Below are 12,995 nucleotides of genomic sequence, written 5' to 3'. Positions count from 1 at the left end.
GCAGCTCAGCCGTCCGTGCCCGTCCGCGGGGGCGCGTGGTCGGGGCCGTCCTGCCGGGCCTGGCGCGGACCGTCGGTGCGCTTCGCGCGCGCGTCGAGCACCTCGGCCGCCTCGATGATGCGGGCCTCGCTGACCGAGGGCAGGGCCTGGCTGTCGGCGCGGTAGCGGTTGACCTTGCGGGCCTTGGTCGGCATGCGGTCGTTCGCGATGAGCACCGCCACCCAGGGCAGCGGCACGGACAGGACGATGAACGCGACCGCCACCAGCGGCAGGTTGAACGCGATACCGAAGACCCCGGCCAGGATGAGGCACGGGATACGGCACGCCATGATCAGGGAGTACCGCCGCTTGCGCGCGGCGAACTCCTCCTCGAACGACATCTGGGCCTCGGTGATGAGGACCGGTTCGTCGTGACGCCGGCTCACGGCATCACCTCCTGTTTCGACTGTCCCACCTCGGGTCCCCGTCGGCGACACGACCACACGTGCCGGTGGGCACCGTGCGCCCGCCGGACGTGCGACGACCCCCGTGGGAACACCCACGGGGGTCGTCCTGGCACGCGGTGGGATCGCTGGTCGGAACGATCACCGCGCGGTCGGGGGGCCGGCTCTAGACGAGCTGCGTGCCCTGCGCCGAGGAGAAGCGCTCGGCGGCGTCGGCCCAGTTGACGACGTTCCACCAGGCCTTCACGTAGTCGGGCTTCACGTTGAGGTAGTCCAGGTAGAAGGCGTGCTCCCACATGTCGAGCATGACCACCGGGACGATGCCCAGCGGCACGTTGGCCTGCTGGTCGTACAGCTGGAAGATGCGCAGCTTCTGGGCGATCGTGTCGAAGCCCAGGATCGACCAGCCCGACCCCTGGATGGTCGTGGCGACCGACGTGAAGTGCTTCTGGAACTTCTCGAACGACCCGAAGTCGCGGTCGATCGCCGACGCCAGGTCACCGGTCGGCTTGTCGCCGCCGTCGGGCGAGAGGTTCTTCCAGAACACCGTGTGGTTGATGTGCCCGCCGTAGTTGAAGGCGAGGTTCTTCTCCCACAGCAGCGCCGTGGTGCCGATCGTGTCCTGCTCGCGGGCCTCGGCCAGGGCGTCGATCGCCGCGTTCAGGCCCGTGACGTACGTGTTGTGGTGCTTGTCGTGGTGCAGTTCCATGATCTTGCCCGAGATGTGGGGCTCGAGGGCGCCGTAGTCGTACGGCAGGTCGGGCAGGGTGTACTCCGCCATCGCTCGCGCATCTCCTCGTGGTGATCGCATGTCGTGATCGACATCGCTTCGCTGTTGCGATCTTTCTGCAACGGCCAGATCGCAGCAAGTCGGGTGCTCGTGTGAGCGCCTCTCCCCGGGGGACCCGCCCAGCGCCCACGGCAAACGATCGGGAGGGTCTAGACCCCGACGGCGGTGGCCAGGCGCCGCAGCGCCGGCCGGTCCCGCACGACGAAGGAACGGCGCTGCTTGAGCAGCACCCCCTCGGCGACCAGGCGGGAGAGCTCGCGGCTCGCGGTCACGCGGGTCAGCCCGACGAGCGCTGCGAGGTCGTCGACCCCGAGCTGCAGGCGCAGCCGGACGAGGCCGTCGGGACCGGGCTCGCCGTGCGCGTCGGCGAGGTGGGAGGCGAGGAGCACCATCCGGTCGCGGGCGCACAGGGCGTCGAGCGCGAGGTGCAGGTGCAGCACGTGCTGCTTGTGCGCCACCCGCCGCGCGACCTCGAGGAGCAGCTCGGGATCGACGCGGGCCGCGGCGAGCAGGGCGTCCCGGGAGACGGCGGCGACCTCGGAGTCGAGCACGGCCACCGCGCTCGCGGCGCGCGGCCCGCGGTCGACGCAGGCCGTCTCCCCCACGCTCGAGCCCGGCTCGGCGTAGGCGAGCACTCGCTCCCCGCCGTCGGGACGCAGCAGCGAGAGCCGGAGGCGGCCGGTGGTCAGGACGTAGAGACAGCTGGAGAGCTCGCCCTGGCGCATCACCACGTCCCCGGCGCGCACGCGTCGCGGGACCCCGAGCGCGGCGAGTCGCTCGGCGACCGGCCCGGTCTCGGCGAGCAGGAACGGGGAGACGGCCAGCTCGGGGGTCGCGCGGGCCGGCCGGGACGACAACGGTCTCGACACGACGACGCCTCCGTCCCGACCCGGACGACCGGGTCGGGACGGAGGCTAACCGGACGAAAGGCCTGGATTCCAGCGTTCGGGTCAGACCGCGACGCGGGCCGGGACCCCGGCGCTGATCGACTCGTCGGCGGAGTCGGGCAGCAGCAGGGTGCAGACCAGGCTCACCACGGACAGGCCCGCGAGGAGCAGACCGATCGCCATGCTGGTCGCGTAGGTGGCCACGAGGGCCGTCGCGATCAGCGGGACCACGCCGCCGCCGAGGACGCCCGCGAGGTTGTAGGCCATCCCCGCCCCGGTGTAGCGGTAGCGGGTGGGGAAGAGCTCCGGCAGCTGGGCGCCGATCGGGCCGTAGGCGATCCCGACGACGCCGAGCACCACCGACAGCCCCAGGCCGAACGACCAGGCGGTGCCGATGTCGATGATCGGGAAGGCGACCAGGCCGCCGACGACCGAGATCGCGTTGCCGACGATCACCATCCGGCGCCGGCCCACCCGGTCGGACAGGATCGCGCCGGCGATGGTGGTCCCGGCGAACACCAGGCCCCCGACGATGCCCATGGCCAGCACCGTCGGCCGGGGCAGGCCGAGCGTCGCGGTGCCGTAGCTCGTCAGGTAGGTGACGCCGATGTAGAAGAAGGCGAACACGGCCATCGTCGACCCGGCCCCGAGCAGGACCGTGCGCGGCTGGGCGGTGAGGACGTCGGCCACCGGGATCTTGCGCTTGCCCGTCGTGGCGGTGTCGCGGCGGGCGAAGGCGGCGGTCTCGGTGATCGCGAGGCGGACGTAGAGGCCGAGGGCGACGAGCAGGACGCTGCCGACGAACGGGATGCGCCAGCCCCACGCGAGGAAGGCCTCGTTCGACATCGTCAGCGCGGTCGTCAGGAAGGTGGCGCTGGCCAGGGCGAACGCGACCGACGGGCCGAGCTGGGGGTAGAGCGCGTACTTGCCGCGGACCTTGGCCGGCGAGTTCTCGGCGGTCAGCAGCGTCGCGCCCGCCCACTCGCCGCCGACCGCGAGGCCCTGGAGGATCCGCAGCAGCACCAGCAGCGCCGGGGCGAGCCAGCCGATCGTGCCGGTACCGGGCAGCACGCCGATGGCGAGCGTCGAGAGCCCCATGAGCAGCAGGGTGGTCACGAGCGTGCGCTTGCGACCCAGCCGGTCACCGAAGTGCCCGAACAGCACCGAGCCGAAGGGGCGGGCGACGAAGGCGACGCCGAACGTCGCGAGGGCGAGCGCGGTCCCGGCCGCCGCCCCCAGCTCGGGGAAGAACACCTTGTTGAACACGAGCGCCGCGGCCGTGCCGTAGATGAAGAAGTCGTAGAACTCGATGACGGTGCCGGTCATGCTGGCGATCGCGATCCGTCGCATCGGCGGGGCGGCGGTGTGGTCCGAAGCGGTCAACGGGTCCCTCCCGGTCGGGCGTGCTGTGACAGGGAGTATCCGGTCCGGGCCGGAGGTGTTCTGTATCACGGACTACAGACGCGATGCGTTCCGCATGGTTCGTGGAGAACGTGGTTCGCGCAGCAGCCGCAGCCCGTTGAGCGCCACGAGGATCGTCGACCCCTCGTGCCCCGCGACGCCGAGCGCCAGCGGGAGGTGCCCGACGAGGTCCCACGTCACCAGCCCGACGACGATCGTCCCGGCGATCACGAGGTTCGCCACCACCGTGCGGCGGGCGCGGCGGGCGAGGTCGAGCAGCCGCGGCAGCCGGTCGAGCTCCTCGCCGAGGACCACCACGTCGGCCGCCCGCAGCGTGAGGTCGGTGCGCCCCATGGCGACGCCGACGTCCGCGGCGGCGAGGGCGGGTGCGTCGTTCACCCCGTCCCCGACGACCGCGACGGTCCGGCCGTCGCGGTGCAGGTCGGCCACCACCGCCACCTTGTCCTCGGGCAGCAGGTCGGCGCGGACGTCGGTGACCCCCAGTTCGCGGGCGATCGCCCGGGCGGCGGTGCCGCGGTCGCCGGTCGCGAGCACGGGCGGGACCACCGTGCGCGCGGCGAGCCCCGCGACGGCGGCGGGGGCGTCGGTGCGCAGGGAGTCGGCGAGGGCGATCGTGCCGAGCGTGGCGCCGGTGTCGAGGTCGGTGACGTCGACCAGCGTGGCCGGGCCCGCGTCGTCGGGGGCCTCCGCGCGGCCGACCGCGATCCGGCGTCCGTCCACGGTCCCGCGCACGCCCCGGCCGGGCTCCGCGACGAAGTCCGCCGCGGGCGCCGGCGCGAGGCCCCGCTCCCGGGCGGCCGCCACCACCGCGCGTCCCAGGGGATGCTCGCTGCCGAGCTCGACGGCCGCGGCGAGGGCGAGGACCTCGTCGTCGACTCCGCCGCAGACCCGGGGTACTCCCGCGGTCACGGTGCCGGTCTTGTCCAGGACCACGGCGTCGACGTCGGCGAGCCGCTCCATCACCTGGGCCGAGCGCACCAGCAGTCCGCGGCGCCCGGCGCTCGCCACCGCGGCCAGCAGCGGCGGCATCGTCGCGAGCACCAGCGCGCACGGCGACGCCACGATCATGAACGTCATGGCGCGGAGCAGGGCGCCGTCGAGGTCCGCCCCGAAGGCCAGGGGGATCCCGAAGATCGCCAGGGTCGCCACCACGACGCCCACCGAGTACCGCTGCTCGACCTTCTCGACGAAGAGCTGCGTCCGCGCCTTCGTCCGCGACGCCTCCTCGACCAGCGCCGCGATCCGGGCCACCACCGACTCCCCCGCGGGCCGGGCCACCCGCACCCGCAGCGTGCCCCCGCTCGCCACGGTGCCCGCGTAGACCTCGTCGCCGGCCGTGCGCGGTACCGGGAGCGGCTCGCCGGTGATGCTCGCCTGGTCGACCTCGGCCGCGCCGTCGAGCACCACGGCGTCGGCGCCGATCGCCTCGCCGGGCCGGACCACCAGCACGTCGCCGACGGCGAGGTCGGCCGCCTCGACCGACTCCTCGCCGTCCCCGGTCACGCGCGACGCCCGGGCCGGCGCGAGGGAGAGCAGGCCGCCCACCGACTGCTCGGTCCGCGCGGTCGCCCAGGCCTCGAGCGCCCCCGAGGTCGCGAAGATGACGATGAGCAGCGCCCCGTCGACGACCTGGCCGATCGAGGCCGCCCCGAGCGCCGCGACGACCATGAGCAGGTCGACGTCGAGCGTCCGCTCCCGCAGCGCCCGGACGCCCTCCACCGCGGGCTCCCAGCCGCCCGCGAGGTAGCAGACCGCGAGCACCGGGCCCCACGCCCACGCCGGGGCGCCGACCAGCACCAGCACCCCGCCGACCGCGAAGGCCAGCAGGGCGAGGCCCGCCCAGCGGGCCTCGGGCAGGCGGACGAGCAGGGACGCCGGGCGCGTCCCGGCGGACGCGGCGGGAGCGGGTCGGTCGTCGAGGAGCGTCACGGCACCGGACGGTACACATTCATGAACGCTCGTTCATACTTTCATATCTGAGCAACCGGACAGGTGAGTAGGCTCCGCGCCATGGGGCACGGGACGGACGGCGGCATCCCCACGGTCGCCGACACCCCCGCGGTCGACCTCATCGCCCGGACGATGCACGCCCTGTCCACGCCGAGCCGGCTCCACCTGCTCCTGCGGCTGCGCGCGGAGCCGCGGACGGTCGGCGAACTGGTCGGCGACGTCGGGATGGAGCAGTCGGCGGTGTCGCACCAGCTCCGGGTGCTCCGCCATCTCGGGCTCGTGGTCGGCGAGCGCGACGGCCGCCAGATCCGCTACCGCCTGCACGACGACCACGTGGCGCAGCTGCTCGACGAGGCCGTCTTCCACGTCGAGCACCTGGCCGGTCGGGGCGACGGGCCGGACTAGGCGGCGGCGAGCTCCACGGCCGCGGGGGCCGGCGACACGGCGTCGGTCAGCATCGCGACGAGCACCTCGTCGCGCTGCGCCGAGCCCGAGGGACCGGACAGGACGGCGAGCCGGTGGAAGGCCGCGGTGAGGTGCGGCAGCGCCCGGAGGCCGGCGGCCCGTCCGGCGAGGCCGTCGAGGCGGACCCGGGTCCAGCGCCGGTCGGCCCGTGCGGCCCGCGCCCGCAGGCGGGTGGCGAGGTGGTCGCCGGGAGCGAGGGCGAGCGCGTGCTCGGCGCAGACCGCGACGAGGCGCCAGGCGGCCCGCGGGTCGTCGTCCGCGGCGTCGGCGAGGGCCGGGGCGAGGGCGAGCAGCCGGTCGCGGGCCGCGTCGGAGACCCGGTCGTTCACCTGCTGGGCCAGGGCGGCGAGGGCGGGGTGGGTGCAGCTCGGCCGGTCGGAGAACGGCTCGCCCGCGATCGCCGACACCCGCTCCATGAGGCAGGCACCGGCGGTGGGATCGGCGTGCGGCCCCCGCGAGAGGTCCGTTCTCGGCATCTGGGCCACTCCGTCCGTCCGCACACGATGTTCGGGCCATGGTAGACCGGCGGTGGCACGCGGCAAACCCTTGATTTCGGCGGGCCGAAACCTGGGATCGGGTGGGCCGTCACCACGTCTCCGGTGCGCCGGGGTTGCCGGACCCCGGTGTCCCGTAATCGTGGAACCGGCGACGCGTGCGGTCAGGCCACCATCGGGGCGCACCGGCAGATCCGGCCCTGCCGGCACCCGCAGCCGCAGGTGGCCGCGCAGCCGCAGGCCGGGACGTCGCCCAGGACGATCCCGACGAGGTCGGGCGCCGCCTCGGCGGGCCGCGTCCGCGCCCGACGGGTCACGACGGCCGCCCGCTCCGCCCACCGGCGGCAGTCGGCGCAGCCGGCGAGGTGCTCCTCGAGCGCCGCCCGCTCGGCCGGGGTCGCCTCGCCGTCCAGGTCGGCGGAGACCACCTCGCGCCACGTCTCTCGGTCCACGTCGCGCAGGTCGTCGGGAACGCCTCCGTGGTTCCCGGGAACCGGACGCGATCGCGCGACGACTGTCCCCGCGTGTTCTCCCCGACGCTCTCCCTGGTCTTCACCGCGGTCTTCCTCGCCACCGCCGTGTACTCCCTGGTCCGCCTCGCCGAGCTCGGCGCCACCGGCGACCGCGACGGCAGCCGGGCGGCGGAGCTGACGCACCTCGTCATGAGCCTCGCCATGATCGCGATGGCCTGGGCGTGGACCGGCGGGCCGACCAGCCCGAGCGGGATGCTGCAGCTCGTCGTCTTCGGCGCCGCCACGCTCTGGTTCGCCACGCGGGCCCTGACCCCGGGGCACCCGCGCGCGGTGGCGGGCTACCACGTCGTCATGAACGCGGCGATGGTGTGGATGGTCGCCGCGATGCCCCAGATCATGGGGATGTCGACGTCCGGGGACTCCTCCGGCGGGCACCACCACGGCGGGTCCTCCCCCGCCGGTGCCGGAGCCGTCGCCGTGGCCACCCCGGTCTGGGTCGCCGTCGTCACCTGGCTGTTCGCCGCGCTCCTGCTCGGGACCGCCGTGCTGTGGGCGCTGCGGGTGCGCCGTCCGGCCGCGGAGCCGAGCTGCGCCGGTCGGGGTCCCGACGAGGCCGCGGGCGGGTCCGCGGGTGGGGCCGCGGTGGCCGTGCGCCCGACGACCGGGCTCGGCGCCCGCCTCGACGCGGGCTGTCACCTGCTGATGAGCCTCGGGATGGCCGGGATGCTCGTCGCGATGCTCTAGACCCCGGTCGGGCCGCCGGGGACGTCGAGCTCCACCGGCACGGTGACCAGCGAGCCGCCGCGCAGCACCTGGAGCCACAGGCGGTAGCGGCCCGGCTCGGGGAGGACCGTGGTGAAGGTGATCTCCGGGCCGTGGCCCCGGCCGGCGGCGCGGGGGGTCATGTCGTGGGCGTGGGTGAACGACGTCGCGGCGTCCGCCGGGTCGGGCGCTCCCCTGCGCCCCGGGCCGAGGACGAACAGGTGCCCGGCCATCCCCAGCCACGCCTGCAGGTCGGTGACCGGGCGGCCCCCGGCGCTGAACTCGGCGCGGATCCGCGTGGGCCCGCCGGGCGCGACGCCGTCGACCGACACCGCCACCTGCATCCCCGCGACGTCGCGGACGCCGGGGCCCGGCAGCGCGGCGGGGGCGGGCGGCGTCCCGGGGACGTCGAGCACGGTGCGGGCCAGCTGGTGGTCCGCGCCGTCGCGGGAGAACTCGGCGAACAGCCCGTACCGGCCGGCCGCGGTGGGCGTGAACCGCACCTCCCAGCGGCCCGGCGCCACGCGCACCGGGTGCAGGTGCTGCTCGGACCCGTCCTGGCCGAGGACCGCGACGTGGACGAAGGCCTCGTCGTGCACGGTCAGGTCGTCGACGTCGGCGCCGGTGGAGCCGTCGGTGAACCCGAGGGCGAGCACGGACGGGCGCAGCGACGCCGACAACGTGACCGGGCCCGCTCCCGTGGCCGGCATCGCGGCCGTGCCGCCCATGCCCGCCATGCCGTCCATGCCCGCCATCGGGGCGGCGGCCGGTCCGGTGGTGGCTCCCCCGGCCACGTAGGCCGCGGGGGCGGCCGGGGTGCCGAGCGCGATGGCGGTGACGCCCGCCGCCACCCCGGCCGCCGCGAGGGCCGCGAGGCCTCCCACCAGGCGGGGCCGCCGGCGGGCGCCGGCGGTGGTCGCGGCGATCCCGGCCAGGACGGCCACCGCGATCGCGAGGCGGGCGACCCACGTCGAGGCCGGGGTCCCGGGGTCGACCCACCGCAGCGGGATCCGGGCCACGGCGCCGCCGTCGGCGAGCACGACGTCCCAGCTCCCGGCGCGGTCGAGCGCCACGGTGGACCGGCCGGGGGCGCCCACGGGGCCCGGGACCACGGCGGTGTCGGCCGGGGTGCCGGCGGCGGCCGCCGGCTCGACGCCGACCCGGACAGGCCGGCCGCCCGCTGCGGTGGTGTCCAGCGCCTCGACCGCCACGTCCATCGACCCGGTCCCGGACGGCGGCGGGGTGAGCACGAGCGTGAGGTCGCGGTCGCCCAGCGACTGCGCCACCCGGACCACCCCGGCCGGGGCCGACTCGTGCGCCGCGACCGGTCCCGCCAGCGCGAGGGCCCCGACCGCCACCAGCAGGGCCGCGAGGGCGCAGGACCGCATCACGGCCCGGAGAATACCGACACCTGCAGAGCCGATGAGATGTTCGAGGTCCTCGTCTCCCGTCGGCAGCTCCGGGCTAGCGTGATGACCCGTGGACGACGCCGCCGTGACCCGGGCCGCCGAGCTCGCCCGGGACGGCGACCGCGCCGGGGCGGCCCGCTTCGTCGAACTGACCCAGCAGCAGGTGTGGCGGCTGCTCGTACACCTCGCCGACCGCGGGGTCGCGCAGGACCTCGCGCAGGAGACCTACGAGCGGGCCTTCCGCGCGCTGCCCGGCTACCGGGGCGAGGCCCCCGCCCGCACCTGGCTGCTCTCGATCGCCCGCCGGGTGGCGGCCGACCACCTGCGCCAGCGGCGGCGCCGCCCCGCGGTGCCGGGCGAGATCCACGACGGCGACGAGCCCGTCGGGCGCCCGCGCCTCTCCGACGTCGCCGAGAGCGTCGTCCTGCAGGCCGCGGTCGACGCCCTCGACGACGACCGGCGCGAGGCGTTCGTGCTCACCCAGGTGGTGGGCCTGGGCTACGCCGAGGCGGCCGCCGTGTGCGGGTGCCCGATCGGCACGATCCGCTCGCGGGTCGCCCGGGCGCGGGCCGACCTCGTCGAGGCCCTGGGCGCCGACGAGGACCGCCTGCGCGGGACCGGGCCGTGAGCCTCGCGACGGCCTGCGCCGACGTCCGCGAGGAGATCTCCGCCGACCTCGACGGCGAGAGCGACGCGTCCGGCCGAGCCGCGATCGAGGCCCACGTCGCCGGCTGCGCCGGGTGCCGGGACTGGCGCGAGGCCGCGGTCGTCGTCACCCGCACCGTCCGCACCGGCCCGGCCGACGCCGGCCCCGACCTCGTCGCCCTGGTGCTGCCCGCCGCGCCCCGGCCCCGGGTGGCCCCGCGGGTCGCCCGGGTGGCCCTCGCCGGGGTGGGCGCGGTGCAGACGGTGCTGGGGGTCCTCGCGCTCACCGGGACCGACGGCCACGGTGGCGGGGCCATGCTCGGCGCCGACATGGCCCACCTGGGGCACGAGACCGGCGCGTGGAACGTGGCGGTCGGCGTGGCCTTCCTCGCCGGCGCCCGCTGGACCCGCCAGCTCGCGGGGCTGCTCCCCGTCCTCGGCACGTTCGTCCTGGTGCTCGGGGTCCTGAGCGCGATCGACCTGCTCGCCGGCCGGGTCGAGCCCGGCCGGGTGCTCGCCCACGGCCTCGTCGTCGTGGGGATCGCCCTGGTCGCCTACGTGCACCGGGCCGGTCCGTCCCCGGCCCCCCGGCCTGCACCGGCGCGGACCCCGCAGCCCGCCCCGGGGACCGGGACGAGGCAGGACCGGCGCTCGGAGGCGGCGTAGGGGGAACCCGTCCGCTCACATGCGGTCGCGCACCTCGCCCATCTCCGTCCACGTGGTGTCGCCGATGTCCTGGTAGACGATGGTCGGCACCCGCGAGACGACGGCCGGGAGCCAGCCGAAGAACCACTGCGCGTGCTCGGACGCGACGTGCGCCTCGCCGGCGGCCTGGTCCGCGTAGTTCGCGACCACGACGAACTGGTCGGCGGTGTCGACGCTCTCGTAGCAGGTGAAGTGCCGGTTGCCCGGCTCCTCGCGGACCTGCGCGCTGTAGCGGCGGACGCCCGTCAGGAACTCGTCCCGCTTCTCCGGACGGATGTCGATGCTGATCACGATGAAGATCACGGCGACGGCCTCCTGATCGGGGACCGCCGACGCTAGCGGATCGCCGGGGCGCCGCGGGCATGCGAAAGGGCCTGCGCCACCAGGTCGGGGGTCCGGTGGCGCAGGCCCTCGACGACTGTGTCGCTCCGGGGGGCCGTGGCGTTACCGGTCCCCGGGAAGCGATGTTCGGGGGCGGCTTCGCTCACCCGTCGAGACGCAGGAGGTAGGTGTCCATGATCCAGCCCTTGCGCTCCCGGAGGTCGGCGCGCGTCGCCAGGATCCGCTCGCGGACGTCGCCGAGCCGGCCGCTGATCAGCTCCTCGTCGGGCGTGCCGAGGTAGGCGCCCCAGTAGACGGTCGCGTCGTCGGGGACGGCCTGCACCCCGTGCTGGTCGGCGCCGTCGAGCATCACGACGAGGTCCGCCCGCTCGGTGGGCGTCCCGGCGATCACCTGGCGGGCCGGGGTGATCACCGCGGGCCGCCCGGTGCGGGTCATCGTCACGCGGTGGGCGGCGGTCAGCGCGGCCGGCGCGCTGATCCCCGGGATCACGGTCCAGTCGATCGCGACGTTCCCGCGCTCGACGATGCGCTCGACGGTGTCGACGGTGCCGTCGTAGATCCCCGGGTCGCCCCAGGCCAGGAGCGCGACCGACCCGCCCTCGGGGACCTCGGTGGAGATCGCCTCCTCGTAGATCGCGAGCCGCTCGTCGCGCCACTGCTGCGTCGTCTGGAGGTAGTGGCCCTCCTCGGTGGTCCCGCGCTCGCGATGGGCGTCCTGACGACGCACGACCCTCGCCTGCGGAGCGAACCGTTCGGCCAGTGCGGTGCGGGAGTCGGTCAGCTCGTCGGCCGCGCCCCGCTTGTGCAGCAGGAGCACGACGTCGACCGCACCGAGCGCCTCCACGGCGTCGAGGGTGAGGTGGCCGGGCGAGCCGGCGCCGATGCCGACGACGTGGACGGTGCGCATGGATCCATCTCTAGCGCACGACGATCACGCCTTCGCCTCCCGGGCCTCCTTGGCGGCCTTCTTCTGCGCCTGCTTGAAGTCCCGGACCTCGGCCAGCGTGGTCGCGTCGACCACGTCGGCGATCGAGCGCCGCGACCCCTCGTCGCCGTAGGAGCCGGCCGCCTCGCGCCAGCCCTCGAGGTCGAGCCCGAGCTGCTTGCCGAGCAGCGCCGTGAAGATCTGGGCCTTCATCGTGCCCCAGCCCGGGAGGGCGTTGAGGCGCTTGAACACGTCGCGGCCGTCGGCGGCCTCGGTCCAGATGCGGGTGACGTCGCCGTCGTAGTCCTCGACGATCGCCCGGCACACCGCCTGCACCCGCTCGGCCATCGACCGCGGGTACCGGTGCAGGGCCGGCGGGCCGGTGAAGGCGGCCACGAGCTCGTCGTGGTCGTACTCCGCGATCTTCCCGGCGGTGATCTCGCCGATCCGGTCGGTGAGCAGGGCGGGCCCGGCGAACGCCCGTTCCATCGGGAACTGCTGGTCGAGCACCATGCCGATGAGCAGCGCGAGCGGGTTCCGGGCGAGGACCTCGTCGGCCTCCGGGTCCTGGGCCAGGGTCAGCTGGGGCGACACGGTCGTCACTGTAGGGGCTTCGTCAGCACCGCGAACCGGAAGTCGTCGCCGCGCGGGAACCCGACCCCCTCCTCCCCGTAGGGGAACGGGCGGGTCTCGCCGGTGCGCACGTAGCCGCGGCGCTCGTACCAGGCGATCAGCTCCGCCCGGCGGTCGATGACGCAGAGCTCCATCGTCGTCGCGCCCGCCTCCCGGGCGTACTGCTCCGCGGCGTTCTGCAGCAGCTTCCCGAGCCCGGTCCCCTGCGACGACGGCCGCACCGCGAACATCCCGAACGACGCCACCGGCTCCCCCGCCCGGTGGGTCACCGCGCAGCACCCGTCGTGGTCCCCGGCGACCAGGAGGTGGATCGCGGGGTCGGCGAGGTCGGCGGCGAGCAGGTCGCGGGTGGTGCGGGGGCCGTCGATCAGCTCGGCCTCGGTGGTCCAGCCCGTCTCGCCCCCCTCCCCCCGGTACGCGGCGTGGACGAGCTCGAGGAGGGCGTCGGCGTCCTCGGCGACGGCAGGTCGGATCGTGAGCGGGGCACTGGTCACGGCGTCGAGTGTGCCTCCCGGGTGCTCGCGGTTCGAGCACCGCTGCGGACGTGCGCGTCCCACACCCACTCCACCGACCCGGCACGACGACCTCCTCGGACCCTGCGCGTGCCGACCGGGCGGACCGTGTGCGGGGCACACACGGCCGGGCCGGAA

16 protein-coding genes are annotated in these 12,995 nt (G+C 75.3%); 4 read left to right on the top strand and 12 right to left on the bottom strand.

Annotated elements, in window-relative coordinates; translation table 11 throughout:
• Positions 1-5: 5 nt before the first annotated feature.
• From ACFPBZ_RS11770 to ACFPBZ_RS11750, 5 genes are all read right to left on the bottom strand, one after another.
• A complete protein-coding gene (locus tag ACFPBZ_RS11770) occupies positions 6-425 on the bottom strand; it encodes a DUF3099 domain-containing protein (RefSeq protein ID WP_378036240.1) in 420 nt (139 codons plus the stop codon).
• Positions 426-609: 184 nt separating this feature from the next.
• A complete protein-coding gene (locus ACFPBZ_RS11765) occupies positions 610-1,224 on the bottom strand; it encodes a superoxide dismutase (RefSeq protein ID WP_378036239.1) in 615 nt (204 codons plus the stop codon).
• A 158-nt stretch (positions 1,225-1,382) separates the two neighbouring features.
• On the bottom strand, positions 1,383-2,102 hold the full coding sequence (locus ACFPBZ_RS11760; protein ID WP_378036238.1) for a Crp/Fnr family transcriptional regulator: 720 nt from the start codon (positions 2,100-2,102) through the stop codon (positions 1,383-1,385).
• 81 nt (positions 2,103-2,183) lie between these two features.
• Positions 2,184-3,446: an MFS transporter gene (locus ACFPBZ_RS11755; protein WP_378036237.1), complete on the bottom strand. Its 1,263-nt coding sequence runs from the start codon at positions 3,444-3,446 to the stop codon at positions 2,184-2,186.
• 129 nt (positions 3,447-3,575) lie between these two features.
• On the bottom strand, positions 3,576-5,471 hold the full coding sequence (locus ACFPBZ_RS11750; protein WP_378036236.1) for a heavy metal translocating P-type ATPase: 1,896 nt from the start codon (positions 5,469-5,471) through the stop codon (positions 3,576-3,578).
• 81 nt (positions 5,472-5,552) lie between these two features.
• Between ACFPBZ_RS11750 and ACFPBZ_RS11745 the strand changes: the two genes are divergently transcribed.
• A complete protein-coding gene (locus tag ACFPBZ_RS11745; protein WP_378036235.1) occupies positions 5,553-5,897 on the top strand; it encodes an ArsR/SmtB family transcription factor in 345 nt (114 codons plus the stop codon).
• Here ACFPBZ_RS11745 and ACFPBZ_RS11740 read toward each other — a convergent pair.
• Entirely contained in the window at positions 5,894-6,433 is a 540-nt protein-coding gene (locus ACFPBZ_RS11740; RefSeq protein WP_378036234.1) for a hypothetical protein, read from the bottom strand. The genes ACFPBZ_RS11745 and ACFPBZ_RS11740 overlap by 4 nt on opposite strands.
• Before the next feature lie 182 nt (positions 6,434-6,615).
• On the bottom strand, positions 6,616-6,903 hold the full coding sequence (locus ACFPBZ_RS11735) for a zf-HC2 domain-containing protein (RefSeq protein WP_378036233.1): 288 nt from the start codon (positions 6,901-6,903) through the stop codon (positions 6,616-6,618).
• Positions 6,904-6,975: 72 nt separating this feature from the next.
• Between ACFPBZ_RS11735 and ACFPBZ_RS11730 the strand changes: the two genes are divergently transcribed.
• A complete protein-coding gene (locus ACFPBZ_RS11730; protein WP_378036232.1) occupies positions 6,976-7,668 on the top strand; it encodes a DUF5134 domain-containing protein in 693 nt (230 codons plus the stop codon).
• Here ACFPBZ_RS11730 and ACFPBZ_RS11725 read toward each other — a convergent pair.
• Positions 7,665-9,077 (bottom strand): hypothetical protein, encoded by a 1,413-nt coding sequence (locus tag ACFPBZ_RS11725; protein WP_378036231.1) that lies wholly within the window; start codon positions 9,075-9,077, stop codon positions 7,665-7,667. The two genes, ACFPBZ_RS11730 and ACFPBZ_RS11725, sit on opposite strands and share 4 nt — an antisense overlap.
• A gap of 88 nt (positions 9,078-9,165) precedes the next feature.
• On the opposite strand from ACFPBZ_RS11725, the gene ACFPBZ_RS11720 reads away from it, so the two are divergent.
• Positions 9,166-9,723: a sigma-70 family RNA polymerase sigma factor gene (locus tag ACFPBZ_RS11720; RefSeq protein ID WP_378036230.1), complete on the top strand. Its 558-nt coding sequence runs from the start codon at positions 9,166-9,168 to the stop codon at positions 9,721-9,723.
• On the top strand, positions 9,720-10,406 hold the full coding sequence (locus ACFPBZ_RS11715) for a zf-HC2 domain-containing protein (RefSeq protein WP_378036229.1): 687 nt from the start codon (positions 9,720-9,722) through the stop codon (positions 10,404-10,406). Before ACFPBZ_RS11720 ends, ACFPBZ_RS11715 begins: the two co-directional genes overlap by 4 nt.
• A 15-nt stretch (positions 10,407-10,421) precedes the next feature.
• Here the strand turns inward: ACFPBZ_RS11715 and ACFPBZ_RS11710 are convergent, their stop codons facing one another.
• The 4 genes from ACFPBZ_RS11710 to ACFPBZ_RS11695 all read right to left on the bottom strand — a co-directional run bounded on the left by ACFPBZ_RS11710 (position 10,422) and on the right by ACFPBZ_RS11695 (position 12,839).
• On the bottom strand, positions 10,422-10,748 hold the full coding sequence (locus tag ACFPBZ_RS11710; RefSeq protein WP_378036228.1) for a putative quinol monooxygenase: 327 nt from the start codon (positions 10,746-10,748) through the stop codon (positions 10,422-10,424).
• Positions 10,749-10,929: 181 nt separating this feature from the next.
• Positions 10,930-11,694 (bottom strand): precorrin-6A synthase (deacetylating), encoded by a 765-nt coding sequence (gene cobF, locus ACFPBZ_RS11705; protein ID WP_378036227.1) that lies wholly within the window; start codon positions 11,692-11,694, stop codon positions 10,930-10,932.
• A gap of 24 nt (positions 11,695-11,718) precedes the next feature.
• On the bottom strand, positions 11,719-12,306 hold the full coding sequence (locus ACFPBZ_RS11700) for an HhH-GPD-type base excision DNA repair protein (protein ID WP_378036226.1): 588 nt from the start codon (positions 12,304-12,306) through the stop codon (positions 11,719-11,721).
• Between the two features lie 5 nt (positions 12,307-12,311).
• The gene (locus ACFPBZ_RS11695) at positions 12,312-12,839 is read right to left on the bottom strand and encodes a GNAT family N-acetyltransferase (protein ID WP_378036225.1); all 528 of its coding nucleotides are present in this window, start codon (positions 12,837-12,839) and stop codon (positions 12,312-12,314) included.
• Positions 12,840-12,995 lie beyond the last annotated feature (156 nt).

This window comes from Actinomycetospora atypica (assembly GCF_042653685.1).
GTDB classification, from domain to species: Bacteria; Actinomycetota; Actinomycetes; order Mycobacteriales; family Pseudonocardiaceae; genus Actinomycetospora; species Actinomycetospora atypica.
The sequence above is the reverse complement of the archived record's forward strand: the minus strand, read 5'-3'. Positions and strand labels throughout refer to the sequence as shown.